This is a genomic window from Halotalea alkalilenta (assembly GCF_001648175.1).
In the GTDB taxonomy this organism is placed as follows: domain Bacteria; phylum Pseudomonadota; class Gammaproteobacteria; order Pseudomonadales; family Halomonadaceae; genus Halotalea; species Halotalea alkalilenta_A.
The window spans coordinates 1,693,475-1,718,666 of sequence record NZ_CP015243.1; the positions used below are offsets into that span (position 1 = coordinate 1,693,475).

17 protein-coding genes are annotated in these 25,192 nt (G+C 65.9%); 11 read left to right on the plus strand and 6 right to left on the minus strand.

Annotated elements, in window-relative coordinates:
* Positions 1–40: 40 nt before the first annotated feature.
* Positions 41–883 carry an isocitrate lyase/PEP mutase family protein gene (locus A5892_RS07470; protein ID WP_064122273.1) on the minus strand — a complete coding sequence of 281 codons (843 nt, stop codon included), beginning with the start codon at positions 881–883 and terminating at the stop codon, positions 41–43.
* Between the two features lie 569 nt (positions 884–1,452).
* On the opposite strand from A5892_RS07470, the gene leuA reads away from it, so the two are divergent.
* Positions 1,453–3,162 (plus strand): 2-isopropylmalate synthase, encoded by a 1,710-nt coding sequence (gene leuA / locus A5892_RS07475; RefSeq protein ID WP_411431762.1) that lies wholly within the window; start codon positions 1,453–1,455, stop codon positions 3,160–3,162.
* A 123-nt stretch (positions 3,163–3,285) separates the two neighbouring features.
* A complete protein-coding gene (locus A5892_RS07480) occupies positions 3,286–4,482 on the plus strand; it encodes an MFS transporter (protein WP_317627714.1) in 1,197 nt (398 codons plus the stop codon).
* A 44-nt stretch (positions 4,483–4,526) separates the two neighbouring features.
* Here A5892_RS07480 and gcvA read toward each other — a convergent pair whose 3' ends face one another.
* Entirely contained in the window at positions 4,527–5,447 is a 921-nt protein-coding gene (gcvA, locus tag A5892_RS07485; RefSeq protein WP_064122274.1) for a transcriptional regulator GcvA, read from the minus strand.
* A gap of 227 nt (positions 5,448–5,674) precedes the next feature.
* Here gcvA and A5892_RS07490 point away from each other — a divergent pair, with 227 nt between their 5' ends.
* Positions 5,675–6,991 carry an aspartate aminotransferase family protein gene (locus A5892_RS07490; RefSeq protein ID WP_064124364.1) on the plus strand — a complete coding sequence of 439 codons (1,317 nt, stop codon included), beginning with the start codon at positions 5,675–5,677 and terminating at the stop codon, positions 6,989–6,991.
* 133 nt (positions 6,992–7,124) lie between these two features.
* Positions 7,125–8,153, plus strand: a complete 1,029-nt coding sequence (locus tag A5892_RS07495) for an amino acid ABC transporter substrate-binding protein (protein ID WP_064122275.1) — start codon at positions 7,125–7,127, stop codon at positions 8,151–8,153.
* A gap of 134 nt (positions 8,154–8,287) precedes the next feature.
* Here A5892_RS07495 and A5892_RS07500 read toward each other — a convergent pair whose 3' ends face one another.
* The 3 genes from A5892_RS07500 to epmB form a co-directional block, all read right to left on the minus strand.
* Positions 8,288–10,765: a glucose/quinate/shikimate family membrane-bound PQQ-dependent dehydrogenase gene (locus tag A5892_RS07500; protein ID WP_064122276.1), complete on the minus strand. Its 2,478-nt coding sequence runs from the start codon at positions 10,763–10,765 to the stop codon at positions 8,288–8,290.
* A 318-nt stretch (positions 10,766–11,083) separates the two neighbouring features.
* Positions 11,084–13,489 (minus strand): glucose/quinate/shikimate family membrane-bound PQQ-dependent dehydrogenase, encoded by a 2,406-nt coding sequence (locus A5892_RS07505; protein WP_064122277.1) that lies wholly within the window; start codon positions 13,487–13,489, stop codon positions 11,084–11,086.
* A gap of 304 nt (positions 13,490–13,793) precedes the next feature.
* Positions 13,794–14,858: an EF-P beta-lysylation protein EpmB gene (gene epmB, locus A5892_RS07510; RefSeq protein WP_064122278.1), complete on the minus strand. Its 1,065-nt coding sequence runs from the start codon at positions 14,856–14,858 to the stop codon at positions 13,794–13,796.
* 124 nt (positions 14,859–14,982) lie between these two features.
* Between epmB and efp the strand changes: the two genes are divergently transcribed.
* Positions 14,983–15,549 (plus strand): elongation factor P, encoded by a 567-nt coding sequence (gene efp, locus A5892_RS07515; protein WP_027351121.1) that lies wholly within the window; start codon positions 14,983–14,985, stop codon positions 15,547–15,549.
* A gap of 90 nt (positions 15,550–15,639) precedes the next feature.
* A complete protein-coding gene (gene epmA, locus A5892_RS07520) occupies positions 15,640–16,635 on the plus strand; it encodes an EF-P lysine aminoacylase EpmA (protein ID WP_064122279.1) in 996 nt (331 codons plus the stop codon).
* Here the strand turns inward: epmA and A5892_RS07525 are convergent.
* A complete protein-coding gene (locus A5892_RS07525; RefSeq protein WP_064122280.1) occupies positions 16,552–17,574 on the minus strand; it encodes a LysR family transcriptional regulator in 1,023 nt (340 codons plus the stop codon). The genes epmA and A5892_RS07525 overlap by 84 nt on opposite strands.
* Positions 17,575–17,829: 255 nt before the next feature.
* On the opposite strand from A5892_RS07525, the gene A5892_RS07530 reads away from it, so the two are divergent.
* The 5 genes from A5892_RS07530 to A5892_RS07550 all read left to right on the plus strand — a co-directional run bounded on the left by A5892_RS07530 (position 17,830) and on the right by A5892_RS07550 (position 25,167).
* The gene (locus A5892_RS07530; RefSeq protein WP_064122281.1) at positions 17,830–19,317 is read left to right on the plus strand and encodes a M81 family metallopeptidase; all 1,488 of its coding nucleotides are present in this window, start codon (positions 17,830–17,832) and stop codon (positions 19,315–19,317) included.
* 122 nt (positions 19,318–19,439) lie between these two features.
* Positions 19,440–21,038 carry an ABC transporter substrate-binding protein gene (locus tag A5892_RS07535; RefSeq protein ID WP_064122282.1) on the plus strand — a complete coding sequence of 533 codons (1,599 nt, stop codon included), beginning with the start codon at positions 19,440–19,442 and terminating at the stop codon, positions 21,036–21,038.
* A 50-nt stretch (positions 21,039–21,088) separates the two neighbouring features.
* The gene (locus A5892_RS07540; protein ID WP_064122283.1) at positions 21,089–22,006 is read left to right on the plus strand and encodes a LysR family transcriptional regulator; all 918 of its coding nucleotides are present in this window, start codon (positions 21,089–21,091) and stop codon (positions 22,004–22,006) included.
* Between the two features lie 98 nt (positions 22,007–22,104).
* Positions 22,105–23,496, plus strand: coding sequence for an amidase (locus A5892_RS07545; protein ID WP_064122284.1), 1,392 nt, complete (start codon positions 22,105–22,107; stop codon positions 23,494–23,496).
* Between the two features lie 60 nt (positions 23,497–23,556).
* On the plus strand, positions 23,557–25,167 hold the full coding sequence (locus A5892_RS07550) for an ABC transporter substrate-binding protein (protein WP_223302820.1): 1,611 nt from the start codon (positions 23,557–23,559) through the stop codon (positions 25,165–25,167).
* Positions 25,168–25,192: the final 25 nt, after the last annotated feature.

A 25,192-nucleotide genomic window follows, 5' to 3' on the forward strand; every position in this document is an offset into this window, starting at 1 on the left:
TGCGTCCGTTTCCCGCTCCCTGTCGCATCCCGGCGATGGGCTATTGCGGGCTACTTGCTCGAGGCTCGCCATCGCCGCTGATCAGCTGCGCGATCTCGGCGAAATCCATCGCCCGCTGCGAGAAACTGAAGGTGCCATCGGCGTTGATCTCTCGAGCCGCGCCTACCAGTGCGCCAAACGCGAGCCGCGCGAGCGATGAGCCGAGACTGATGCGCTTGACCCCAGCGTCCGCCAGCTCCGCGACGCTGAACGTCTCTCCAGGCATGCCCATCACCACGTTGACCGGCTTGGTCAGCGCCTGGCAGATTGTCCGGATCATGCCCAGGTCGGTGAGTCCCGGTGCGTACAGCACGTCGGCGCCGGCGGCTTCGAACGCTTGCAGCCTCCTGATGGTGTCGTCCAGATCGGTACGGCCCCATAGGAAGTTCTCGCAGCGCGCGGTCAGGACGAAATCGTGCGCCAGAGCGTTGCGGGCTTCCGCCGCGGCCTGGATTCGTTCGACCGCCAGCCCGAAGTCATGGATCGGATCGTCTCGCCGGCCGGTGTAGTCCTCGAGCGAACCCCCGGCAAGGCCGATACCGGCGGCGGCTCGGATCGTTTCGGCGGCACTCGCCGGAGTGTCTGCGAAGCCCTTCTCGAGATCGGCGGAAACGGGCAGGGGAGTCGCCGCCACGATGGTTCGGCAGTGGTCCAGGGTATCCGCCATGGAGACTTGCCCTTCCGCTACGCCGAGTGAAAGCGCCATGCCGGCGCTGGTCGTGGCGAGGGCGCGAAAACCGAGTGCGGCGAGAATACGCGCGGAACCCGTGTCCCATGGATTGGGAATGACGAACGCGCCTGGCTGCTCGTGCAGCCGTCTGAAAGTCGTGCCGCTATCGCTCATTCGTCATCCCCTTTTCGATATATGTGTTTTTATACAGCTTTCGGGATTCTAGCCCGATCCGGGCAGTCATGCAGCCATGCCAAGATCCGGGATGGCGATAGCCTGCCAGGCAGTGCAGAGCGCGATAGAAAGTGATCCAGTGCGCCCTGCGCGCGCCGGGCGGCGAGGCCTGGTAGGGCGTGCTCCAGCAGGGTAGGTGGTCGACGTGGGGTAATTGACCAGCACGCCGGTACGTGTTTAGTTGGACGGCATGAAAACTTCATTGCCATTCGCCTTGCTTCGACTTACCTCGCCCGCACGCTGAAGGCGTGCAGGTGCCGCCCGTGTGGTGGAAAAAGCGGTGGGGAGATCGCAGAGCGAGGCTGGGCAATGAGTGCAGAACGATCGAACGAAGCAGTACAGCCGGATCGATGCGAGGCCAGCGGTCGTCGCGTCCAGGCATCATTTCCTACGCGCCAGCGGGCCATGTCCGCTGGCGCGTATCTTTTTCGTCACCTTTTCATTGGTAATTTTCATTTGCAGCAAGTCAATCCCCGGCGCCCGCGGGCGCCGCGAACTGGAGTGGTGAAATGAACGAGAGTCGCTTCCAGCCGGCCATGGGCAAGTACCGACCTTTCGATATCGTCGCGCTCGACGACCGCCAATGGCCGGGCAAGCGTATCGAGCGGGCACCGATCTGGGCCAGCGTCGACCTGCGCGACGGCAACCAGTCGCTGATCGATCCGATGGATGGCGAGCGCAAGTGGCGCTTCTTCGAACTGCTGGTGTCGCTAGGATTCAAACAGATCGAGGTAGGGTTCCCATCGGCCTCGCAGACCGACTTCGATTTCCTTCGTGAGCTGATCGAAGGCCAGAGGGTGCCGAACGACGTCACGCTCCAGGTGCTCACTCCCGCGCGTGCGCCGCTGATCCGGCGCACCTTCGAGGCGCTTTCGGGCGCCAAGCGGGCGATCGTGCATCTCTACAACGCCACCTCGCCGCTTTTTCGCGAGACGGTGCTGGGGCTCGATCGGGATGGCTGCAAGCGCCTCGCGGTCGAGCATACCGCGCTGGTGCGTCGCCTGATGGAGGAGCACCCCGGCACCGACTGGACCTTCCAGTACTCGCCCGAGCACTTCACCACCACCGAACTCGACTTCTCGCTCGAGGTCTGCGAAGCGGTGCTCGATACCTTCGGTGCCAGCCCGGAACGCAGGGTGATCCTCAACCTGCCGGCCACCGTCGAGGTCGCGACCGCCAACGTCTATGCCGACCAGGTCGAGTGGTTCTGCCGTCATCTGCGCGTGCGCGAACGCGCAATCATCAGCCTGCACCCGCACAACGATCGCGGCACCGGGATCGCCGCCGCCGAGCTCGGCCTGATGGCCGGCGCCGACCGGATCGAGGGCACACTGTTCGGCAACGGCGAGCGCACCGGTAACGTCGACATCGTCACCCTGGCGATGAATCTGTTCATCCAAGGCATCGACCCCGAGCTCGATCTCTCCAACCTCACCCCGGTGATGCGCGAGGTCGAACACTGCAACCAATTGCCGGTGCATCCGCGTCATCCCTACGTCGGTGACCTGGTGTTCACCGCCTTCTCGGGCTCGCACCAGGATGCGATCAAGAAGGGCATGGCGAGCCACCGCGCATCGCTTGCCAGCGGCGGCACGCCGCTTTGGGATGTGCCTTACCTGCCGGTCGACCCGCTCGATGTCGGGCGCAACTACGAGGCTGTGATCCGGGTCAACAGCCAGTCGGGCAAGGGCGGGATCTCCTACTTGCTCGAGCAGGACCACGGCATCGCGTTGCCACGGCGGCTGGCGATCGAGTTCAGCCAGGTGGTGCAGGAGATCGCCGACCGCACCGGGCGAGAGATCACTTCCCAGATGATCCATCGCGCCTTTCTCGACGAGTACCGGCTCGATGCGCCCTATCGACTGCTGCGCCAGCGGATCGAGGAACGCGACGGCGAGGTTGCGATCGCCGCCGAGATCGAGGGACCGCAAGGGGGGCTTTCGGTTTCTGGGCGCGGTAACGGCCCGCTCTCGGCGCTGGTGCACGGGCTGCGCGGCCAGGGCTTCGATATCGACGTGATCGACTACCACGAAAACTCCCGCGGGCAGGGGGCCGACGCCGAAGCGATCGCCTTCGTCGAGCTGCGTGCCGCGGGGCGTCCGGTGTTCGGCGTCGGGCTCCATGTCAACACCACCACCGCGACGCTGATCGCCGCGCTTTCTGCGCTCTCGCGCGCCATGCGACAGGATGAAGTGGAAGGCGTGGCACTGAGTGTCTGAACCTTCAGGCTTGATCGAAACTTAGCGTGGGGCTAGATTCGAACGATGGATCCAAGCGCGCGGGGGGCATCGTCTCCCGCGCGCTTCGTGTTTCTTCCATCCTTCTTCCCTGTCGAGGTCCAAGTGGCGCGCATCTCCTCCGAGCAGTTGAATTCCGGGGTACCTCTTTCATCCAGCCGCACTGCCCTGGCCATCCTGGCGTTGGCCGTGGGCGGCTTTGGGATCGGTACCGGCGAGTTCTCGATCATGGGGCTGCTGCCTGAGCTCGCCGCCGGTCTCGGCATCGACGAGACCCGCGCGGGAGGGCTGATCAGCGCCTATGCCCTCGGCGTCGTGGTTGGTGCGCCGCTGATCGCGGTGGGTGCTGCGCGCTGGCCACGCCGCTGGCTGCTGCTTGCGCTGATGGGGCTCTATGCGGCTGGCAACTTCGCAAGCGCCCTGGTCCCAGGCTTCCTGCCGATGCTGCTGGTGCGCTTCGTCAGCGGTTTGCCCCATGGCGCCTACTTCGGCGTAGCCGCTCTGGTCGCCGCCTCGCTGGTCGAGCCTCATCGGCGTGGACGAGCGGTTGGCCGGGTGATGCTCGGCCTCACCGTGGCGACGCTGATCGGCAATCCGATCGCGGTGTGGCTTGGTCAACTGCTCGGCTGGCGCAGCGCCTTCGCCGCGGTCGGCATGATCAGCCTGCTCACTGTGGCGCTGCTGGTGGTCTTTCTCCCCGATGATCGCACCGCCGCGAGCAGCTCGCCGCTTCAGGAGCTCGGTGCGCTGCGCAATCCCGACATCTGGTTGACCCTAGGCATCGGAGCGATCGGCTTCGGCGGCATGTTCTGCGTGCTCAGCTACATTGCGCCGACGCTGACCCAAGTGAGCGGACTCTCGCCCGGCTGGGTGCCGGTGGCGCTGGCGGCGTTCGGACTGGGCACCATCATCGGCAGCCAGGTCGGCGGCTGGCTCGCCGATCGCGGGACGCTTTCCACCATCGGCTGGATCCTGCTCTGGAGCCTGGCGGTGATGCTGCTCTTCCCGTTCGCCGCGCGCTCGGCTTGGAGCATCCTGCCGGCGACGCTGCTGGTCGGTACCATCGTCGCCATGGTGCCGGCGCTGCAGATCCGGCTGATGGACGTCGCCGCCGACGCCCAGACCCTGGCCGCATCGCTCAATCATTCGGCATTCAACGTTGGCAACGCGCTCGGCGCTTGGCTCGGCGGGATCGCCGCAGCCTATGCCGACGACTGGGCCGTGACTGGATGGGTGGGGGCGCTGCTGGCGATTGGCGGGCTGGTGCTGTTCGTCATCGTTCGCCAGCGCGAGCGCGGCTAGCCATGCTGAAATGCTACTTATTCATGCGATCGAATCGAGCGGATCTAACTATCCCCGTGGGCTTTTATCTCTTTTTCCAGCCAGGCCGTGAACGCCGCTATCATTGACGTATTTTTGGCTTTGGGTGATTTGATCAAGAAATAAGTGGTGGCCTTGATGCTATGTTGGTCATCTTCAAAAGGGGCTATCAATTCACCGCTTTCAAGCTCCTTTCTTGCCAGGAATTCACTCTCGAGTACGACGCCCAATCCATTGACGGCCGCTTCGATGGCCATCATCGAGCGGTCGAGCCAGAGTCCATTGTCGCCGACGATGTTCTGATGACCTATTGCGCGAAAATACTCGGTCCAAGTCAGCGCATTAGCTGAGTGGATGAGTGTTACTCGGCTCAAGTCAGAGATCGTTTTCAGCCCTTTTTGCTCCGCTAATGCCGGGCTGCACAATGGACGAAGACGTTCCTCGATCAAAGGCTGCGCTTTGTTCTGTGACGTGTGCGCAGGCCAGTAGGGGATGGCGACGTCGAATTGACCCAAATCGAGCTCATCCTGGCTCGAAAGTGTCGATATGCGAATACCGATACCGGGGTGGCTGTTCAGGAAGCCAGGTAGGCGAGGCTGTAGCCATTTCACCGCGAAACTCGGGCCCGTCGCAATGACGAAGCTTTTATCTTGGGACTGGGGCGATACGAGATGCGTGGCCGCCGAAATTATCCCGAACGCATGTTCTATTTCCCGCGCATAGGTCTTGCCCTCTGCGGTCAACAGCGTGCGACCCGCCAGGCGTTCGAAGAGTTTGACGCCTAGAAAGTCTTCGAGTTGATGAATCTGGTGGCTGATCGCCGAGGGGGTGACCGACAGCTCTTGCGCCCCTTGCGCAAAGCTACCGAGCCGGGAGGCTGCCTCGAATGCTCGCAGCGATTTTAGCGAGGGCAATCTTGCGCGATTGGGATCGATGGTTGAGCTCATTTCATGGGGGAGTGAGTTCTATGCGTTGGCGTCTGTTCGATCATGCTCGCTAGCATTATGCCCAGCACCAGAAAGCCCGGGCAAGCGGCTAGCCAGGCGAATCGGCCACCTTGGCTTGGCGGCCGATGAACCGACCTCCCGGGCTCGATGCGCGCATCGCGAGGCCGATCGTTGTGCCGCAATGGCGCGAGCGCGGTGGCTTGGATAAGGACAACGAGGAACGAGGCATGAGTGAAGAGCTTCTGAAAGCATCGAAGAAATTCCTGGTGAGATATGGCGGGGATGCCTTCCCAAATCTGTTCAGATCCGCCAAGGGAACCATCGTCACCGACAGCGGCGGGCGAGAGTATCTCGATTTCACCTCTGGCCAGATGTGCGCCACCATCGGCCACAACCATCCTGCAATCGTTGAAGCCGTGCATCGAGCGGGAGAGAGGGCTTTTCACCTTTTCAGCGGAATGATTCCCGAGGCCGTCGCCGAACTTGCCCAATCGCTGGCTGAGGATTGGCTACCGGGTAAGCTTGAACGCAGCATTTTCGTCAATACCGGTTCAGAGGCGACGGAAGTCGCGCTGCGAATGGCGAAGATGTACACCGGGGGCTACGAGGTGCTGGCCTTGGGCGGCTCATGGCATGGCATTACCGGCGGTGCGGGCACGGTTTCGTTCGCCAGCGATCGCCGAGGCTACGGCGTGCCCACGCCAGGCGTCTACATCATTCCCGAGCCCAACCCCTACCGTCCTTACATACCGGCGGCAACGTTCGAAGAGTCGGCACTGCTCAATCTCGAGCTCGCGCTCAAGATGTTCGATATGCAGTCCGCGGGCAAGGGAGCGGCGATCATCGTCGAACCCATCATCAGCGCGGGCGGGGTTCTGGTGCCGCCGCGAGCGTTCATGCAGGCATTGCGCAAAGCCGCGGATGACCGGGGCATGCTGCTGATTTTCGATGAGGCGCAGACCGCGTTCGGCCGCATCGGCACCAAGACGGGGGCGGAGTTCTTCGATGTCGTCCCGGACATCATGGCCATGTCGAAGACGCTGGGTGGGGGGCTGCCCCTGGCGGCCGTGGCCACTACGGCCGACATCGAAGATGACCTGCATGCCAAGCATTTCACCTATTACACCAGTCATGTCTCCGATCCATTGACCGCGGAAGTAGGGCTCGCGGTGCTCAAGGTCATCGCCCAGGAGGGCCTGATTGCACGCGCCAATGAAATGGGCGGCTATCTGCGCAGGCAGCTCGAAGGCTTGCAGCAGCGTTATGAGGCCATCGGTGACATTCGTGGCGCCGGTCTGCTGCTCGGGGTGGAGCTGGTCCGCGATCGCGAGTCGCGCTTACCGGCGCATGAACTGGGTGCGCTGACGACGGCTAGATGTTTCGAAAAAGGACTCAGCATGAACATTCGCCGACGTCCGGAACGTGGCTCGGTATGGCGCATCGCGCCGCCGCTGACGGTGTCGATCGACGAGATTGATCGAGCGATCGACATCCTCGACAGCGCGCTCGCCGAGAGCCTCGATGAGCTGGCAAGGAGGAAGTAGCGCCGCGGCAAATCAATCGCATGGCTGCCTGGGGGCGTATGGAGAACTCGACCTCCCGGTGGCCATGGGGGCCAGCATTTCGAGTGAGCGCAATCCACAAGATCAATAACCGTCTGCCATGGAGGAGCTGAAAATGAACAATAAAAGTCGGTTTTTGCTGGGCGCCGTTGTCTGCCTGTCCACGCTCGCCGGTGCGCTCGCCCACGCCGGCACCCTGCAGAGTGTCGAAGCACGCGGGGCCTTGCGCTGCGGTGTGAGCCAAGGGCTTGCAGGGTTCAGCGCGCCCAATGCCCAAGGGCAGTGGGAGGGGATCGACGTCGAGCTTTGCAAGGGCATAGCCGTGGCGATCTTCAACGATCCGAGCAAGGTGATCTACTCCGCGCTGACCGCGAGCGAGCGCTTCACTGCGCTTCAGTCCGGCGAGGTCGACCTGCTGTCGCGCAACACTACCTGGAGTGCCACCCGCGACAACTCCCTCGGCCTCACTTTTCCCGGCGGGGTGACGTTCTACGACGGTCAGGCATTCATGGTGAAAAGGGAGCTTGGCATCGAGCATATCGCCGACCTGGACGGGGCGACGGTCTGTGTGACGACCGGCACCTTGACCGAGACCAATCTCGCCGACTACTTCGACAGCCACGGTCTGCGCTATCAGGCCATCTCATTCGATGAACCCAGCCAAAGCGCCGGCGGATTCGACAGCGGCCGATGCGACGTACTGACTTCCGACTCGTCCCAGCTCGCGGCGCTGCGCCTTCAGCTCAGCGATCCTGACAGCGCGGTGATTCTGCCGGAGATGATCTCCAAGGAGCCATTGGCACCTATGGTGCGCCGGGACGACGAGAGCTGGGGCAAGCTGGTGAGCTGGACGCTCTACGCGATGCTCAACGCCGAGGAGTTGGGGGTAACCAGTGAAAACGCCGGGCGGATGCGCGACGATCCTCCCAGTCCCGATGTCGCCAGGCTGTTGGGCCGCGACGGCAACGTCGGCGAGCAGCTCGGGCTCGACAACGAGTGGGCCTTCAACGTCATCAGTACGGTGGGTAACTATGCAGAGATCTATCAGCGCACGGTCGGTGACCGCTCGGCATTGAATATCCCTCGCGGTATCAATGCATTGTGGAACGCGGGCGGCATCCAGTATGCGCCGCCGATACGCTGACGCGAGGCGTAGCGAAAGGCTGGGGCGCGACTGGCCCCGTTGCAAAGCTCGGTCAGCGATTTACGCGGCGAGGGGGAGGTCCCCTCGCCGCGTTCGCTTGACTGGCGGGCGACGGTCGGTCGCCCGCCCCGGGGTCACGGCGTTTCGGGCAGCGCGTAGGCGATCACGTAGTCGCCCATTTTGGTGCCGAAGGAGCCATGGCCGCCGACGCTGACCAGCACGTACTGGCGGCCATCCGCGCCGCGATAGCTCATCGGCGTGGCCTGGCCGCCGGCCGGCAGGCGCGCTTTCCACAGCTCCTTGCCGGTGGTGATGTCGTAGGCGCGCAGGTACTGATCCAGCGTACCGCTGAGGAAGCTCACCCCGCCGGCGGTGGTCATCGGTCCGCCCATCGCCGGTACGCCGAGGTTGAACGGCAGCGGCACGATCGGCGAGCTATCGCGGGAGGTGCCGTTGGGACGCTTCCATACCACCTTGGACTCGGCCAGGTCGACGCCGGCCACGTCACCCCAGGAGGGTGCCTGGCAGGGGAAGCCGAGGCGCGAGAGGAAGGGCCTCATCTCCACCGCATAGGGCGCGCCGAGGTTGAGCAACAGGCCATTGCCCTCGGAGGCCTGGGCGCTGTCGGCCGGTACCTCGGCGCGCGGCACCAGCCGCGAGGTGAAGGCCATGTAGTTCGGGCTGGTAAAAATCGCCTGGCGAGCCGGGTCGACGGCGACTCCGCCCCAGTTGAACACCCCGACGTTGCCGGGATAGACGATCGAGCCTTCGAGCGACGGCGGCGTGTACTGGCCTTCGTAGCGCAGCGACTTGAACGCGATCCGGCACATCAGCTGGTCGAACGGCGTAGCGCCCCACATCGAGGCCTCGGTCAACTCGGGCGGCAGCAGGTTGAGCCGTGAGCGCGGTTGGGTCGGCGCGGTATGGTCGCCCTCGATCGCGCCCTGGGGAGCGGCGATCTCGTCGACCGGGATGATCGGCTCGCCGTTGCGACGGTCGAAGACGTAGAGGCTGCCCTGCTTGGTCGGCTGGATCACCGCCGGACGTATGCCGTCGGGGGTCGCCACGTCGGTGAGTATCGGCTGGGCCGGTACGTCCATGTCCCACAGGTCGTGGTGGGTCAGCTGCTGGTGCCAGCGCACTTGGCCGGTGGCGAGATCCAGCGCGACCAGGCCCGCACTGTAGCGTTCGGCCCCCTCGCTGCGCTCGGCGCCGTACTGGTCGGGCATCTGGTTGCCGACCGGCAGATAGACCAGTCCCAGTCGTTCGTCGGCGCTGATCATCGACCAGACGTTGGGCGAGTTGCGGGTATAGCGCTCACCGTCGGCCAGCGGGGTAGTGGCGTCGGGATTACCGCTGTCCCAGTTCCACACCAGGTGGCCGTCGCGCACGTCGTAGGCGCGGACCACGCCTGAAGGCTCGTCGGTCGATTCGTTGTCGGTGACGTGGCCACCGATGATCACCAGATCGCGCGTCACCACGGGAGGCGAGGTGGCGTAGTAGCCACCGGGGGTGAATGCTCCCAGGCCGCGGGTCAGATCGACCTCGCCATGCTCACCGAAGGCCTCGCAGCGCTCGCCGCTGTCGGCGTCGAGCGAGATCAGCCGGCCGTCGGCGGTAGGCAGGAAGATCTGCCGCGGGCACTGATTGGCGGTCTCGCTCGAGCTCTCGGCGAAGAGCCTGGCGGTATCTTCGGCCGCGCTGCTGCGCTGGGCATCGACGCGAGCGATGGGCCGGGCATCGACTGGGCGGGCGGCGGGGTAGTCGGCCTGGTCATGGTAGGCGACGCCGCGGCAGGTCATGTGCGCCCAACCGGAGAAGTTCTCCGCGCCCTGCAGGCTGAGCTCTGGGTCGAAACGCCATTTGGTCGCCCCGCTGGCCGGGTCGAGTGCCAGCACCTGGCTGTGCGGGGTGCACAGATAGAGCGTGTCGTTGACCTTGAGCGGGGTGTTCTCGCTGGTCAGCTCGCCGGGATCGCCGGACCCTGGCAGGTCGCCGGTCTGGATCCGCCAGGCCTCCTCGAGCCGAGTGACGTTTTCAGGCGTGATGTCGCCCAGCGATGAGTAGTGGGTACCTGCGTTGGTAGCGCCATAGGCGGGCCAGTCGTCGCCGGCGGCGTGGGCGGGGTCGACCCGCTGCGGCGCGCGCTCGGCGATCTCGCCATGCTGAGTGCCGGGGGCGGTGAACTGGCTCGCCAGCGCCGTGGCGCCGGCGAGTACCACGGCCACGCTCAGCGCCGCGGTGGAGAGCGGTGCGCTTTGCTGGGCGACCAGGGGGCGGCGCACCCAGGGCAGTAGCAGCAGGATACCGAAGACGAACCACAGCGACAGCCGTGGTACCAACTGCCACCAGTCGAGACCGACCTCCCACAGCGCCCAGAGGTTGCTGGCGAACAGGGTGAGGGCATAGAGCCACAGCGTGGCCCGTCGCTTGGCGATGGCCAGCGCACCGCTCAGCGTGATGCCGATGCCTGCGAGCAGGTAGTACCAGGAGCCGCCGAGCGTGACCAGCCGGATGCCGCCCGCCAGCATGGCGAGCCCCATCAGCAGCAGCAGCACGCCCACGGCGATCAGAGGCAAGTGGGTCGCCCGGCCCTTGTGACTGTCGAGCATGGCGTTCGACTCCTTGGAAAAGTTGATTCAATGACGATGAGATGCATTCTTACCACGTGCATGGACCCAATGGTCCCCGTGGGTCGGCTCCGATGAGGATAGTGGACGTCGAGGGGAGGGAGGAGAGGGGCCATGAACTTAGGTGCAGCTGAATTATACGCAGGGGAAATAGGTTGACAATCAATCGTGTTGCAAAATTACGAGATTTTTTGCCTTGACTTGGTAGGAAAATTACAACTTCCGGCGCGGGGCTGGAAAAGCAGACGAAAAAAGCCCCGGCGATGCGCCGGGGCTCGGGACGATCGCCTCAGCGAGGCTTCACTGCTCCAGCGCGTAGCCGATCACATAGTCGCCGAGTCTGGTGCCGAAGGTACCGTGTCCGCCCGCGGTGACGACCACGTACTGGCGGCCATCGTTGCCCTGGAAGGTCATCGGCGTCGCTTGGCCGCCGGCCGGCAGGCGGGACTTCCAAAGCTCCTCACCGGTGGTGATGTCGTAGGCGCGCAGGTACTGATCGAGCGTCCCGCTGAGGAAGCTGACGCCGCCCGCGGTGGTGATCGGGCCGCCGAGCGCGGGTACGCCGACACCGAGCGGCATCGGAATCGCTGCGCTGTCGCGAGCGGTGCCGTTGCGATGCATCCACTTGACCGAGCTGTCGCTCAGATCGACACCGGCGACGTTGCCCCAGGAGGGCGCCTGGCAAGGCAGGCCGAGCACCGACAGCAGCGGACCGAGCTCGACGGCGTAAGGGGCGCCCTGGTTGAGCTGGAGGCCTTGTTCACCGGCGGCCTGAACGGCGTCGGCGGGCAGATCGCGCTTGTCGACCAGACGCGAGACGAAGGCCAGATAGTTGGGACTGGTGAATATCGCCTGGCGCTCGGGGTCGATCGCGATGCCGCTCCAGTTGAACACGCCGACGTTGCCCGGATAGACGATCGAGCCCTCGAGCGACGGCGGGGTGTATTGCCCCTCGTAGCGCAGCGAGTTGAACTGGATCCGGCACATCATCTGGTCCAGCGGGGTGGCGCCCCACATCGAGGCCTCGGTCAACTCGGGCGGCAGCAGGTTGAGCCGCGAGCGCGGCTGGGTGGCCGCGGTCCAGTCGCCTTCGATTGCACCCTGCGGGGCGGGGACCTCGTCGATCGGCACGATCGGTTCGCCGTTGCTGCGGTCGAGCACGTAGAGGCTGCCCTGCTTGGTCGGCTGGATCACCGCCTGGCGCACGCCGTCGGCGGTGGCGAGATCGATCAGCACCGGCTGGGCCGGCGTATCCATGTCCCAGAGATCATGGTGGACGAACTGGTAGTGCCAGCGGATCTGGCCGGTGGAGAGATCGAGCGCGACCAGGCCCGCACTGTAGCGTTCGTCGTTTTCGCTGCGATCGGCACCGTACTGGTCGGGGGTGGCGTTGCCCATCGGCAGGTAGACCAGCCCGAGCGATTCATCGACGCTGATTGGCGCCCATACATTGGGAGAGTTGCGGGTATAGACCTCATCCTCGGCCAGCGGCTCGGTCCGCTCAGGGTTGCCGCTGTCCCAGTTCCATACCAGCTCGCCGCTGCGTGCGTCGAACGCCCGGATCACGCCGGACGGCTCGTCGGTCGAGGCGTTGTCGGTGACGTGGCCGCCGAGGATCACCAGGTCGCGGGTCACGGTGGGAGGCGAGGTGGAGTAGTAGCCGCCCGGCGCGAAGTCGCCGATGTTGCGGGTCAGGTCGACCTCGCCGCCGTCGCCGAAACTCGCGCAGCGCTCGCCGGTGTCGGCATTGAGCGCGATCAGGCGTGCATCCGCGGTGGGCAGGTAGAGCCTGCGCGGGCAGGTCACGTCGGTCTGGTCGAGCATCGCAGGTGTCTCTTCGCCGCCGCTGGCGTCGCCCTGCTGGACAGCCACGTCATAGTAGGCGAGCCCTCGGCAGGTCATGTGCGCCCAGCCGGAGAAGTCCTCGGCGCCCATGGTGCTGATCTCGGGGTCGAAGCTCCACTTGGTCTCGCCGGTTTCGGGTACCAGCGCCTTGACCCGGCTGTGCGAAGTGCAGATGTAGAGGCTGTCGTTGACCTTGAGCGGAGTGTTCTGGTTGGTGATCTCCGGCGGCGAGTTCGCATCGGCGAGATCGCCCGTGCGGATGCGCCATACCTCCTTGAGCGAGCCGATGTTCTCAGGGGTGATCTGGTCGAGGCCTGAATAGTGGGTACCGGCATTGGTGCCGCCGTAGGCGATCCAGTCCTCGCCCGAGACCTGGGCCGGGTTGACCGGGCCGGCCGCGCGAGCGGTCTCCAATCGACCCTTGGTCGCCTGCGGGTCGTCGAACTGGCTCAGGATCGCGACCAGTGCGGCGATCGCCACCGAGGCCAGCAGCGCCAGGCTGCCGCCGCGCTGGCCGCGCGCCAGCGGCCGGCGCCACCAGGGCAGCAGCAGGACGATGCCGATCGAGCAGATCAGCGCTACCCGTGGCACCAGCTGCCACCAGTCGAGGCCCACTTCCCATAGTGCCCACGCAGTGGTGGATAGCAGCACCAGGGCGAACAGCCACAGCGCCGATGGGCGCCGCGCGATGATCAGGATACCGGCAAGGCCGAGTGCCGCGCCGCTGATCAGGTAGTACCAGGAGCCGCCGAGGGTGGCGAGATAGCCACCGCCGGCGAGCATGCAGAGCCCCAGCAGCAGCACCAGCAAACCGAGTAGCAGCGCTGGCAGTCTTGGCCCCGGCGAAGACGAAGAGGTCATATCGGTGTTCCCCTGATGATACGAATGGGCATCGGCGGTGAACGAGCGTCGGGTCCACCGCCCTGGATGGCAGCCACTTTTTTTCTTTACCGCTGGATGGCTCTGACCGCGAGAGGTCGCGGATTGTAAAGGCCTGTAGCGGTGGTGGTAAGTTTACTAACTTTTTTAAAGCTGAATGTCGCTGCGCCAATCGTCGCAGCGGACCCTCTGGCTGATCCTCAGCATAGTAGGCAAGTGGAAGGTTGCAGCCAGTCGAGGCGGTCGAATCGTTAGGGCTTCGGGGCGAGGGATACGCTCGCCGGGCTCAGCTCGACCCAGGCTGCGCCGAGCGCTGCGGCAGCGGGGTCTTCGAGCGCTCGCCCGGTACCTCGCGCACCAGGCGCGGCATCAGGAAGCCGGCGAGCCGCGCGCGCAGGCGCTCGACCAGTTCGACCGCCTCTCCATCGGGGACATCGAAGTGAGCGGCGCCGGCCACCGGGTCGAGGACGTGCAGGTAGTAAGGCAGCACGCCGGCGGCGAACAGCGTCTCGGAGAGTTCGGCCAGGGTGTCGACGTCGTCATTGACCCCGCGCAGCAGCACGCTCTGGTTGAGCAGCGTCGCACCGGCCTCGCGCAGGCGCGCGCAGGCGTGGCGCACCGCCGGGTCGATCTCGTTGGCGTGGTTGACGTGCAGCACCACGACCTTCTGCAGCCGACTCGCCGCCAGCCAGCCGAGCAGGCCAGGGTCGACGCGGTCGGGGATCACCACCGGCAGGCGGGTATGGATCCGCAAGCGCTGCAGGTGGGCGATGCCGCCGAGCCGCTCGACCAGCCAGCCGAGCCGCTCGTCGCTGGACGCGAGCGGGTCGCCACCGGAGAGGATCACCTCATTGATTTCGGGGCGGCTGCGCAGGTAGTCGAGCACCGCCTCCCATTCGCGTCTCGAGGGGGTGTTGTCGGCGTAGGGGAAGTGGCGGCGAAAGCAGTAGCGGCAGTTGACCGCGCAGGCGCCGCTCACGATCAGCAGCACCCGATTGGCGTACTTGTGGATCAGGCCGGGGAGCGGGCGGTGCTCCGCCTCTTCGAGCGGGTCGGAGACGAAGCCCTCCACCGCATCGGTCTCGCGATCGATCGGCAGCACTTGGCGCAGCAGCGGATCGAATGGATCGCCACGGCGCATTCGCGCCAGGTAGGCATGCGGCACCCGTATCTTGAACAGCCGGTGGCCCGCCTGCGCCCCGGGCAGCCAGGCCGCGTCCAGGCCGAGTGCCTCGCACAGCACCTCGGGGTCGCGGATCGCGCCGGCCAGCTGGCGGCGCCAGTCGCCGCTGTGCTCACCACCCTGGTCGCTGGCGACGGTCTGCACTCTGTTCACACTTCGGGTTATCATCTGCGCACTTCTTTGGGGTTGTCACCGCCGGGCGGTGAGGGTCTGGAGAGTCACGCGGGCGTGCCGCGACCATTTCAAATAGCGTTAGGCGGCGGTGAGTCCGCCGTCCATTCGAGAGGCGTTCATGGCGAGTTATTCTACCAACGAATTCAAGGCCGGGCTGAAAGTGATGCTCGACGGCGACCCCTGTTCGATCGTCGAGAACGAGTTCGTCAAGCCGGGCAAAGGGCAGGCGTTCAACCGCGTCAGGCTGCGCAACCTGATGACCGGCCGGGTATGGGAACGCACCTTCAAGTCGGGCGAGTCCCTCGAGGGCGCCGACGTCGTCGATCTGGACATGGAGTATCTCTACACCGATGGCGAAATGTGGCACTTCATGAAGACCGACGGCTCGTTCGAGCAGTTCGCCGCCGACAAGAAAGCGATCGGTGACAACGAGAAGTGGCTCAAGGAGCAGGTCAAGTACATCATCACGCTCTGGAACGACAACCCGATCTCGGTGACGCCGCCCAACTTCATCGAACTCGAAGTGATCGAGACCGATCCGGGCCTCAAGGGCGACACCGCCCAGGGGGGCTCCAAACCTGCGAAGCTCTCCACCGGCGCGGTAGTGCGCGTGCCGCTGTTCATCAACCAGGGTGAAGTGCTCAAGGTCGATACCCGCACCGGCGACTACGTCAGCCGCGCCTGAATTCCCCTCGGGCGTGCTGTCACGCCCTGCTGTCCACCCGCGCGGGCCTCTGGCCTGCGCGGGCGTTGATTCACCGTACTGGACGCCCCGATGATCGAACCCACAGATTGGACCCCGAGCGCCTCGCTCGAGGCGCTGCGCTTTCGCGCCAATCGCCTGCGCGAGATTCGCCGCTTCTTCGACGAGCGGCAGGTACTCGAGGTCGAGACCCCGGTGCTCGGCCACGGTGGCAGCGTCGACCCGCTGCTCGATTCGCTCAGCCTCGAGGCGCGCGGACCCAAGGGGGTCGAGCGGCTGTGGCTTGCGACCTCGCCGGAGTTCCATATGAAGCGGCTGCTCGCCGCTGGCAGTGGACCGATCTTTCAGCTCGCCCGCGCCTTTCGAGATGGCGAGCGAGGTCGGCGCCACAACCTCGAGTTCACCCTGCTCGAATGGTATCGGCCCGGCTATGGTCTGGAGCTTTTGCGCGAGGAGTGCGTCGAACTGATCGAACGGGTGATCGAGCGGCCGGTGCAGCTGCGCGTGCACCGCTATCGCCAGCTGTTTCGCGACGCTCTCGACATCGACCCTTTCGACGTCGGCGGCGATGAGCTCGCTCGCCTGGCCGGTGAGCTCGCCGCGGTCGACTGTGCCGGCTGGGAGCGCGACGACTGTCTCGACCTGCTGTTCAGCCATGTGATCGAGCCCGCCCTCGGCGCCGACCCGGGCGGTCCGGTGGCGCTGCTCGACGCGGTGGTCGACTACCCGGCGAGTCAGGCGGCGCTTGCCCGCAAGCGTCTCGATCCCGAGGACGGGGCCGAGCTCGCCGCGCGCTTCGAGCTCTACTGGCAGGGGGTCGAGCTCGCCAATGGTTATCATGAGCTGGTCGATGCCGGCGAGCAGGCGACGCGCTTTGTCGCCGACAATGCCGCGCGGCGCGCGCGTGGCAAGCCCGAGGTCGACATCGACCGCGCGCTGCTGGCCGCGCTCGATCATGGTCTGCCGGCCTGCAGCGGTGTGGCGCTAGGCGTCGATCGGCTGCTGATGCTGGCCGCGGGTGAAGCTCGCATCGATGCCGTGATCGCCTTCCCCTTCGAGCGCTGTTGAGCCCTCACCGAACGGTGGCAGGCGGCGGATCTCCTCGAGCAGGTGCCGGCACGCCCGCGACAGCGGGCGATGCTGGCGCACCATCAGGTGCACCTCGGCGGCATTGAGGATCGGATGGTCGATCGACAGCGCCCTGAGCCGCCCCGGCGCCAGCGACTCGGTGTAGGGCGGATTGGCGAGGAAGGTCACCGCCTGGGTGTCGCAGACGTATTCACGCAGCATCGCCAGCGAATTGCTCTCGAGGCTGGGTTCGAAGTGGCACTTGTCGAGCGCCTCGACGGTGTCGAGCAGCTGGCGTAGCCCGTAGCCGCTGGCCACCAGCGCCACTGGATAGTCGAGGATGGTGTCGAGGGAGAGCGGCTGCGCGAGCCGGGTCAGGGGGTGGTTGGCGTTGACCACCGCACAGACCGGCTGCGGCGCCGATGCCACCGATTCGATCCCCGGCACTAGCCGCGGCGAGTAGCCGAGCCCGATATGCGCATCTCCCTCCAGCACCTGGCGTACCACGACCTGCACGTTGGCGATCATCAGCTCGATCCGCAGCCGCGGATGGCGCCTGGCGAAACGAGTGATCACCTGCTGCATCAGCCGCTCGCTGTAGCCTTCGCTCACCGCCAGGCGCAAGGTGCCGCGCTCGAGCCCATCGAGGGCGGAAAAATCCCCGAGCAAAGCCTCCTCGGCAACCCGTCTTTCGCGGTGGAAATCGAGCAGCAGCAAGCCCGCCTCGGTGGCGCGTACGCCGCGGCCATGGCGCTCGAGCAGGCGAACCCCAAGGCTCGCCTCGAGCCTTCGAATCTGGCGGCTGATCACCGAGGGTTCGACCTCGAGCCGCTCGGCGGCGCGGCGGATCGAGCCGGATTGGATCGCCTCGGCGATGTAGCGCAGCCGGCGTGGGCTGAGATGCTCGTCGAGGTCGAGCAGGGGAAAAGGTGTGACCACTGGCGTGCTTCCTTCGAATGACGGGCCGGCATCATGCGGGCCTTAAGCTCAGTGCCCTACTGGTTTTTTCAGCAATGATTCAGCACCCGGCTGCAGTAAGGCGTTACTTGCGCCGATCGGCATGAGCGTTGCCCTCAGGGCAACGCAATCATGATGCGGCGGTCGTTGCATGTCCAACCGTCACACGCATAACGTTGGGGCGGTTCGGACCATTCGTGTCCACGCATCGACCTACAATCAAAAGGCCAAGACGTCATGCGCATCCTGATTGCTGGTTTCCAGCATGAAACCAATACCTTCGCGCCTACGCCGGCCGACTATCGAAGCTTTCTCCACGGTGGTGGATTTCCCGCGCTATGCCGGGGGCAGGCGCTGTTCGAGCTCGCCGAGGTCAATCTGCCCCTCGGTGGCTTCATCAGCGCGGCGCAAAGCGCCGGGCATACCCTGGTGCCGGTGCTATGGGCGGCGGCGGCACCCTCGGCCGCGGTGACCGAGGAGGCATTCGAGCGCCTGGCGGGGGAGATCGTCGAGGCCGCCCGGCAGGGCGGGTTCGATGCGATCTATCTCGATCTCCACGGGGCGATGGTCTGCGCCCATTGCGACGATGGCGAGGGCGAGCTGCTCTCCCGGCTGCGCGAGGTGGTAGGGCCTGAGCTGCCGATCGCCGCATCGCTCGATCTGCACGCCAATGTCACCGCTGGGATGCTCGAGCACGCAAGCGCTCTGGTCGCCTATCGCACCTATCCCCACGTCGACATGGCGGCCACTGGCGCCCGCGCGCTGGGCCTGCTCGAGCGCATTTTCGCCGGTGAGCGGTTGTATCACCATGCGGTGCGGCTACCGTTTCTGATCCCGATCAACGCAGGCTCCACCATGCTCGAACCCGCGGCTTCGGTGTATGCGGGGCTCGAACTGCGCGACCGCGAGAGCGCGGCGACCCTCTCCTTCGCCGCGGGCTTTCCAGCCGCCGACTTTCCCGAATGCGGCCCGGTGGTCTGGGGGCACGGCGCGGATCGCGCTCGGCTGGTCGAGGCGGTCGAGGCGCTCGCCGCCGAGATCGTCGCGCTCGAGTCACGCTGGTCGGTGCCATTTCTCGACGCCTTCGATGCGGTCGCCGAGGCGCAGCGCCTCGCCCAGGGCGCGAGCCGCCCGGTGGTGATCGCGGATACCCAGGACAATCCCGGCGCAGGGGGCGATGCCTCAACCGTTGGGCTTCTGCGCGCGCTGCTCGCAGCCAACGTCGAGCGTGCGGCGCTGGGGCTGATCTGCGATCCTGAGGCAGCCGAATTGGCGCATGCCGCGGGGGAGGGCGCACGGCTGCGGTTCAGCCTGGGTGGCACCCCGAGTCTCGGCGAGCCGCCGCTCGAAGTCGACTGCGAGGTGATCCGCTTGAGCGACGGGTGCTGTCGCTACGATGGGCCGATGATGCACGGTACGCTGGCCGAACTCGGTCCCTGCGCCCAGCTGCGGATCCAGGGTGTCAGCGTGCTGGTCAGCTCGCGCAAGGCCCAGCTGATCGATCGCAACCTGCTGCGGATGGTCGGGATCGAGCCCGAGCGGATGGCGATCCTGGTGCTCAAGAGCTCGGTACATTTTCGCGCCGATTTCGCCCCGATCAGCGAGGCGATCCTGGTCGCCAAGGTGCCGGGGCCGATGGCGGCCGATCCCGCCGATCTGCCCTGGCGGCGGCTAGGCGAGGGCATGCGCTCGAAGCCGATGGGGATGCCCTTCAGCCCGGCTTGAGCTCGCCCTGGCCAGCGGCTTCCATCAAGGAGCGAAAGCAGCGACAGTCATTCCCAGGGATCCTTTCCCACCAAGCATTCAAGACCCGGCATCGATAACAAAGACAAAGAGGAAGTACGAAGATGATCGACCCCAAACTGTTCCACATCGACCTGCGCAAGCTGCTTGGCGCCGCCCTGCTCGGCGCGGGAGCGATGACGGCGAGCGTGCCGGCCTCGGCACAGACGGTGAATGCGATGATGCACTCGGGTCTGCGTGTGCTCGACCCGATCCTCACCACCGCGCACATCACCCGTAACCACGGCTACATGGTCTACGACACGCTGCTCGGCATGGACGAGAACTTCCAGCCCCAGCCGCAGATGGCGGACTGGCAGGTATCCGATGATGGGCTGACCTACACCTTCACCCTGCGCGAGGGGCTCAAGTGGCACGACGGTACCCCGGTCACCGCGGCCGACTGCGTCGCCTCCTTGCAGCGCTGGGGCAGCCGCGACTCGGGCGGCCAGATGCTGATGAGCCACGTCGCGAGCCTCGAGGCGAACGATGACCGCACCATCACCCTGACGCTGGCCGATCAGTTCGGCTACGTGCTCGAGCTGATCGCTAAACCCTCCTCGGTGCCGGCCTTCATGATGCCGGCCCGGCTCGCCGAGACCCCGAGCGACCAGCCGATCCCGGAGCAGATCGGCTCCGGGCCGTTTCGCTTCGTAAGCCAGGAGTTCGATCCCGGCAGCCGGGTGGTCTATGAGAAGTTCGAGGACTACGTGCCGAGGAGCGAGCCGCCGAGCTGGACCGCTGGGGGCAAGGTGGTCAACGTCGATCGGGTCGAGTGGCTGACGATGCCCGACCAGCAGACCGCGGTCAACGCGCTGAACTCGGGCGATCTCGACTTCATCGAGCAGGTGCCGATCGATCTGCTGCCGCTGCTCGAGGGCAGCGACGGGGTCTCGACCGGGGCGATCAATCCGCTGGGCTACCAGACCATGGGTCGGATGAACTTCCTCTACCCTCCCTTCGACGACATCAAGGTGCGCCAGGCCGCGCTGGTCGCGCTCGACCAGGAGGACGTGCTCGCCTCGCTGATCGGCAACCCCGAATACTATGAGGTCTGTCCTTCCTTCTATGGCTGCCAGTCGCCGCTGGCCAGCGACGAAGGGACCGAGGGCTTCACCGCCAACGGTGACATCGAGCGCGCCCAGGCGCTGCTGGAAGAGGCCGGCTACGACGGCACCCCGGTGGTGATCCTCCAGCCCACCGACGTGGCCACGGTGAGCCCGCAGCCGGTGGTCGCGGCGCAGGCGCTGCGCCAAGCCGGCTTCAACGTCCAGCTGCAGCCGATGGACTGGCAGACCCTGGTGTCGCGTCGGGCCAGCCAGCAGCCGCCGAACGAAGGCGGTTGGAACCTGTTCTTCACCAACTGGATCATCCCGGAGGTGTGGAACCCGATCGTCAACCCGATGCTCAACGGCCACGGACGCGAGGGCGGCTTCTTCGGCTGGCCGACCGATCCGGAGCTCGATCGGCTGCGTGGAGAGTTCGCCGCGGCCCAGGACGACGCCGAGCGCGAGCGCATCGCCGGGGTGATCCAGGCCCACGCGCTCGAGCAGGTCAACTACATCCCGCTCGGTGACTACCGCTCCGTTTCCGCTTGGTCGGACCAGGTGAAGGGACTGCTGCCAGGACCGGTACCGGTGTTCTGGAACCTGACCAAGGACTGACCACCGTGATCACGCCTCGCGTCGAGCGAGGCGTGAGGAGGGAGTAGCCCATGCAGCTGCGTTCGCTTCACTATTTCGATGCCGTCGCCCGCTGCCGCTCGCTGCGCCAGGCGGCGGCGCTCCTGCACATCGTGCCCACCGCGCTGAGTCGCCAGATCGTACAGCTCGAGCATGAGCTCGGCGCCAAGTTGATCGAGCGCAGCCCCAAGGGTGTGCGCTTGACCGCCGCTGGCGAGCTATTGGCCGAACAGGCCTCGCGCACGCTCAAGGAGCTCGATCGGGTTCGCGAGCGGATCGACGACCTGCGCGAGCTCGGCGCCGGCCACGTCAGCCTCTACGTGACCGAAGGGCTCGCCGCCGGGCTGGTCGCGCCGGTGCTCGCCAGGCTCACGCGCGATCATCCGCGGCTGCGCTTCACCCTTTGCATCCAGAGCGCCCCGGCGATCGTCAGGGCCCTGCGCGAAGGGGTGTGCGACATAGGCGTTGCGTTCTTCATCGACGAAGAGGAGGGCATCGAGCGTCGGCGGGTCGGGCGCCTGGAGCAGTGCATGATCGTCGCGCCCTCGCATCCGCTGGCCAACGCCCAGCGGGTGTCGCTGGCGACGCTCGCGGCCCAGCAGCTGGCGCTGCCCGACCAGGGCTATGGTGTACGGCGCACCCTCGACGCCTTGGCCAAGGTGGCCGGGGTGGAGATCGACCCTGCCTATGTGACCGCTTCGATCGAGATGCAGAAGGCGCTGGCGCGCTCGGGCGCCGCCGCCCTGGTGCTGCCGCGGCTCGCGGTGGCCCACGAATGCGTGCAAGGGGAGTTCGTCGCGGTGCCGATCGACGAACCCAGGCTGAGCAGGGTGGCGATCGATCTCTGCGTGCCGGCCCATGCGCAGCCCGGTTTCGCCGTGGTCGAGACCCTGGCGCGGCTCGCCCACGCCTTCGATGAGGGGGGTGTGGCCCAAACGTGTGCAGCCTGAGCGCTAAATTGAACTGCCGAGCTTGTCACCAGCCTGGGTAGAGTGGCATGGCCGTATTACGACAATCACAACGATGCCTCGATGGGAGGTGAAACCCGATGTTGCCATGCCATCAACTCGACGCGACCCAGGTGCTCGAACTGTTCCGTCATCGCGAACTGTCACCGAGCGAGTATCTGGCTGAGATCGAAGCCCAGATCGCTCGCTGGGAGCCGCGGATCAATGCGCTCTACGGCTACGATCCCGAGCCGCTGCGCGCCGCCGCCGCTGCCTCCAGCCAGCGCTGGGCGAGGGGCGAGCCGATCGGCCCGCTCGACGGGGTACCGGTGACGCTCAAGGAGCTGATCAGTACGCCTGGGCTGCCAATTCCGCTTGGCACCTCGACCACCGAGCTGGTCCCGATGCAGCATGAAGCACCGCCGGCGGCGCGGATGCGCGAAGCTGGTGCGCTGATGCTGGCCAAGACCACCTGCCCGGATTTCGGCATGCTCTCCTCGGGGCTTTCGAGCTTCCACGGCACCACGCGCAACCCCTGGAACCTCGATTGCAACACCGGCGGCTCGAGCTCCGGCGCCGGAGCGGCGGCGGCGGCGGGGTTCGGTCCACTGCACGTCGGCACCGACATCGGTGGCTCGGTACGCCTGCCGGCGGCCTGGTGCGGGGTCGTCGGCTTCAAGCCGAGTCTTGGACGGATTCCGATCGATCCTTACTATGTCGGTCGCTGCGCCGGGCCGATGACCCGCAGCGTCGAGGACGCCGCGCTGATGATGGCGGCGCTGGCCCAGGACGATCGACGGGATGCGATGCGCCTGCCCCCGGCGCGGATCGACTGGTCGAACCTGCCCACCTCGGTGGCGGGGATGCGGATCGGCGTGATGATCTCCTCCGGCTGCGGCCAGCCGCTCGACGACGAGATCGCGACCGTGGTCGAGCGCGCGGCCAAGTGTTTCGAGGCCGCCGGCGCCATATTGGTGCCGCTCGAACCGGTGCTCACCCGCGAGATGCTCGACGGCCTCGACGACTTCTGGCGCGCCCGCCAGTGGAGCCAGCTCGAGCGGCTGCCGGCGGACAAGCGCGAGGAGGTGATGCCCTACATCCTCGACTGGGCCCGGCGTGGCGGCGAGATCGACGGTGTCACCGCGGTGCGGGGGTTCGAGCAGACCATGATGATGCGCGCGGTCACCGAGGCGGTGTTCGATCGGGTCGATGCGCTGCTCTCGCCGACCACCCCGGTGGTGTCGTTCGCAGCCAGCGCCCACTCGCCGCTCGACGATCCCCAGCGTCCGTTCGAGCACATCGCCTATACCTTGCCGTGGAACATGGGCGAGCAGCCAGCGCTCTCGCTCAACGCCGGCTGGAGCCGCGATGGCATGCCGATCGGATTGCAGATCGTCGGTCCGCGCTTCTTCGACCGCGAGGTGCTCGGTCTCGGCCGCGCTTTCGAGCTGTTCGGCGAGGTAGAGCGTCGCAGCCCAACGCTACCCGGCTGATCGCGGCATCCGTCGATGCCACGACCGCCCCCAAATAGTCACCCTCATGAAAGGCCGCCCATGACCATCATGTATCCCGGCGTTCTGCGCCATTCCCGCCAGCTGGCCGTCGCTGCAGCGCTCGGCCTCGGCACCCTCGCCTCGCCGCTCGTCGCCGAGGCGGCCACCACCATCCGTGGGGTGATGGACTCGCCGCTGCGGATGCTCGATCCGATCGCCACCACCGCGCACATCACCCGCAACCACGGCTACATGGTCTACGACACCCTGCTCGGCATGGACCTGGAGCACCAGCCGCGCCCGCAGATGGCGGACTGGACGGTGTCCGACGACGGGATGACCTATACGTTCACCCTGCGTGATGGGCTGAAATGGCACGACGGCGCGCCGGTCACCGCCGCCGACTGCGTCGCCTCGATCCAGCGCTGGGCGGCGCGCGACGCGGGCGGCCAGATGCTGATGGACAACGTCGCTGAGCTCGAGGCCAGCGACGACAAGACCATCACGTTGAGCCTCTCCAAGCCGTTCGGCTACGTGCTCGAGCTCTTGGCCAAGCCCTCCGGGGTACCGGCGTTCATGATGCCGGAGCGGATCGCGCGGACCCCGGCCGACCAGACCATCAGCGAGGCGATCGGCTCCGGGCCGTTCAAGTTCGTCGCCGATGAGTTCCAGCCTGGCGTCCAGGCGGTTTATGAAAAGTTCGCCGACTACGTGCCGCGCTCCGAGCCACTCAATGGCACCGCCGGTGGCAAGCAGGTCGAGGTCGATCGGGTCGAGTTCGTCGCCATGCCCGACGCCCAGACCGCGATGAATGCGCTGCAATCGGGCGACATCGACTTCTTCGAACAGGTACCGATCGACCTGCTGCCGCTGCTCGAGGGCAACGACGAGATCCACACGCAAGTGCTCAACGAGCTCGGCTACCAGAGCATGGGGAGGATGAATTTCCTCCAGCCGCCGTTCGACGACGTCAACATACGCCGCGCCGCGCTCACTGCGCTCGGCCAGAGCGACGTGCTCGCCGCGATGGTTGGCAACCCTGAATACTACGAGACCTGTGGGTCGGTGTTCGGATGCGGCACGCCGCTTGCAGATGAAACCGGCGGCCAGAGCCTGGTCGACGGCGGTGATCCCGCCAGGGCCAGGCAGATGCTCGAGCAAGCGGGGTACGACGGCACGCCGGTGGCGATCCTCCAGGCCACCGATGTGCCGATACTGGTCGCACCGCCCGTGGTGGCGGCCGAACAGCTGCGCAAGGCCGGGTTCAATGTCCAGCTGATGCCGATGGACTGGCAGTCCATCGTTGCCCGCCGGGTCAACCAGGGACCGGTGGCGCAGGGCGGCTGGAACATGTTCTTCACCAACTGGATCGTCCAGGAAGTATGGAACCCGATCAACAACCCGATGCTCAACGGCGGTGGCCCAGCCAAGGCGTGGTTCGGCTGGCCCGAGGACGAAGAGATCGATCGCCTTCGCGCCGAGTTCGCCGCGGCGACCGACGAAGCCACCCAGCGCGAGGTGGCGAGCCGGATCCAGGCCCACGCGATGGACTACGTAAGCTACGTGCCGCTTGGCCAGTACCGGGTGGTGAGCGCCTGGCGCAGCGAGCTCGAAGGTATTCGGCCCGCGCCGGTGCCGGAGTTCTGGGGCGTGAGCAAGCGCCAGGATTGAGCCGCTGGAGCGCGATTGGCGGCCG

What these genes read in the sequence shown, in the direction of transcription:
- A5892_RS07540 (WP_064122283.1), top strand. Translation starts at nt 21,089, where the DNA reads ATGCAGCTGCGTTCGCTTCACTATTTCGATGCCGTCGCCCGCTGCCGC.
- leuA (WP_411431762.1), top strand. Translation starts at nt 1,453, where the DNA reads ATGAACGAGAGTCGCTTCCAGCCGGCCATGGGCAAGTACCGACCTTTC.
- gcvA (WP_064122274.1), bottom strand. Translation starts at nt 5,447, where the DNA reads ATGAGCTCAACCATCGATCCCAATCGCGCAAGATTGCCCTCGCTAAAA.
- A5892_RS07530 (WP_064122281.1), top strand. Translation starts at nt 17,830, where the DNA reads ATGCGCATCCTGATTGCTGGTTTCCAGCATGAAACCAATACCTTCGCG.
- epmA (WP_064122279.1), top strand. Translation starts at nt 15,640, where the DNA reads ATGATCGAACCCACAGATTGGACCCCGAGCGCCTCGCTCGAGGCGCTG.
- A5892_RS07500 (WP_064122276.1), bottom strand. Translation starts at nt 10,765, where the DNA reads ATGCTCGACAGTCACAAGGGCCGGGCGACCCACTTGCCTCTGATCGCC.
- epmB (WP_064122278.1), bottom strand. Translation starts at nt 14,858, where the DNA reads ATGATAACCCGAAGTGTGAACAGAGTGCAGACCGTCGCCAGCGACCAG.
- A5892_RS07495 (WP_064122275.1), top strand. Translation starts at nt 7,125, where the DNA reads ATGAACAATAAAAGTCGGTTTTTGCTGGGCGCCGTTGTCTGCCTGTCC.
- efp (WP_027351121.1), top strand. Translation starts at nt 14,983, where the DNA reads ATGGCGAGTTATTCTACCAACGAATTCAAGGCCGGGCTGAAAGTGATG.
- A5892_RS07550 (WP_223302820.1), top strand. Translation starts at nt 23,557, where the DNA reads ATGACCATCATGTATCCCGGCGTTCTGCGCCATTCCCGCCAGCTGGCC.
- A5892_RS07545 (WP_064122284.1), top strand. Translation starts at nt 22,105, where the DNA reads ATGTTGCCATGCCATCAACTCGACGCGACCCAGGTGCTCGAACTGTTC.
- A5892_RS07535 (WP_064122282.1), top strand. Translation starts at nt 19,440, where the DNA reads ATGATCGACCCCAAACTGTTCCACATCGACCTGCGCAAGCTGCTTGGC.
- A5892_RS07505 (WP_064122277.1), bottom strand. Translation starts at nt 13,489, where the DNA reads ATGACCTCTTCGTCTTCGCCGGGGCCAAGACTGCCAGCGCTGCTACTC.
- A5892_RS07490 (WP_064124364.1), top strand. Translation starts at nt 5,675, where the DNA reads ATGAGTGAAGAGCTTCTGAAAGCATCGAAGAAATTCCTGGTGAGATAT.
- A5892_RS07470 (WP_064122273.1), bottom strand. Translation starts at nt 883, where the DNA reads ATGAGCGATAGCGGCACGACTTTCAGACGGCTGCACGAGCAGCCAGGC.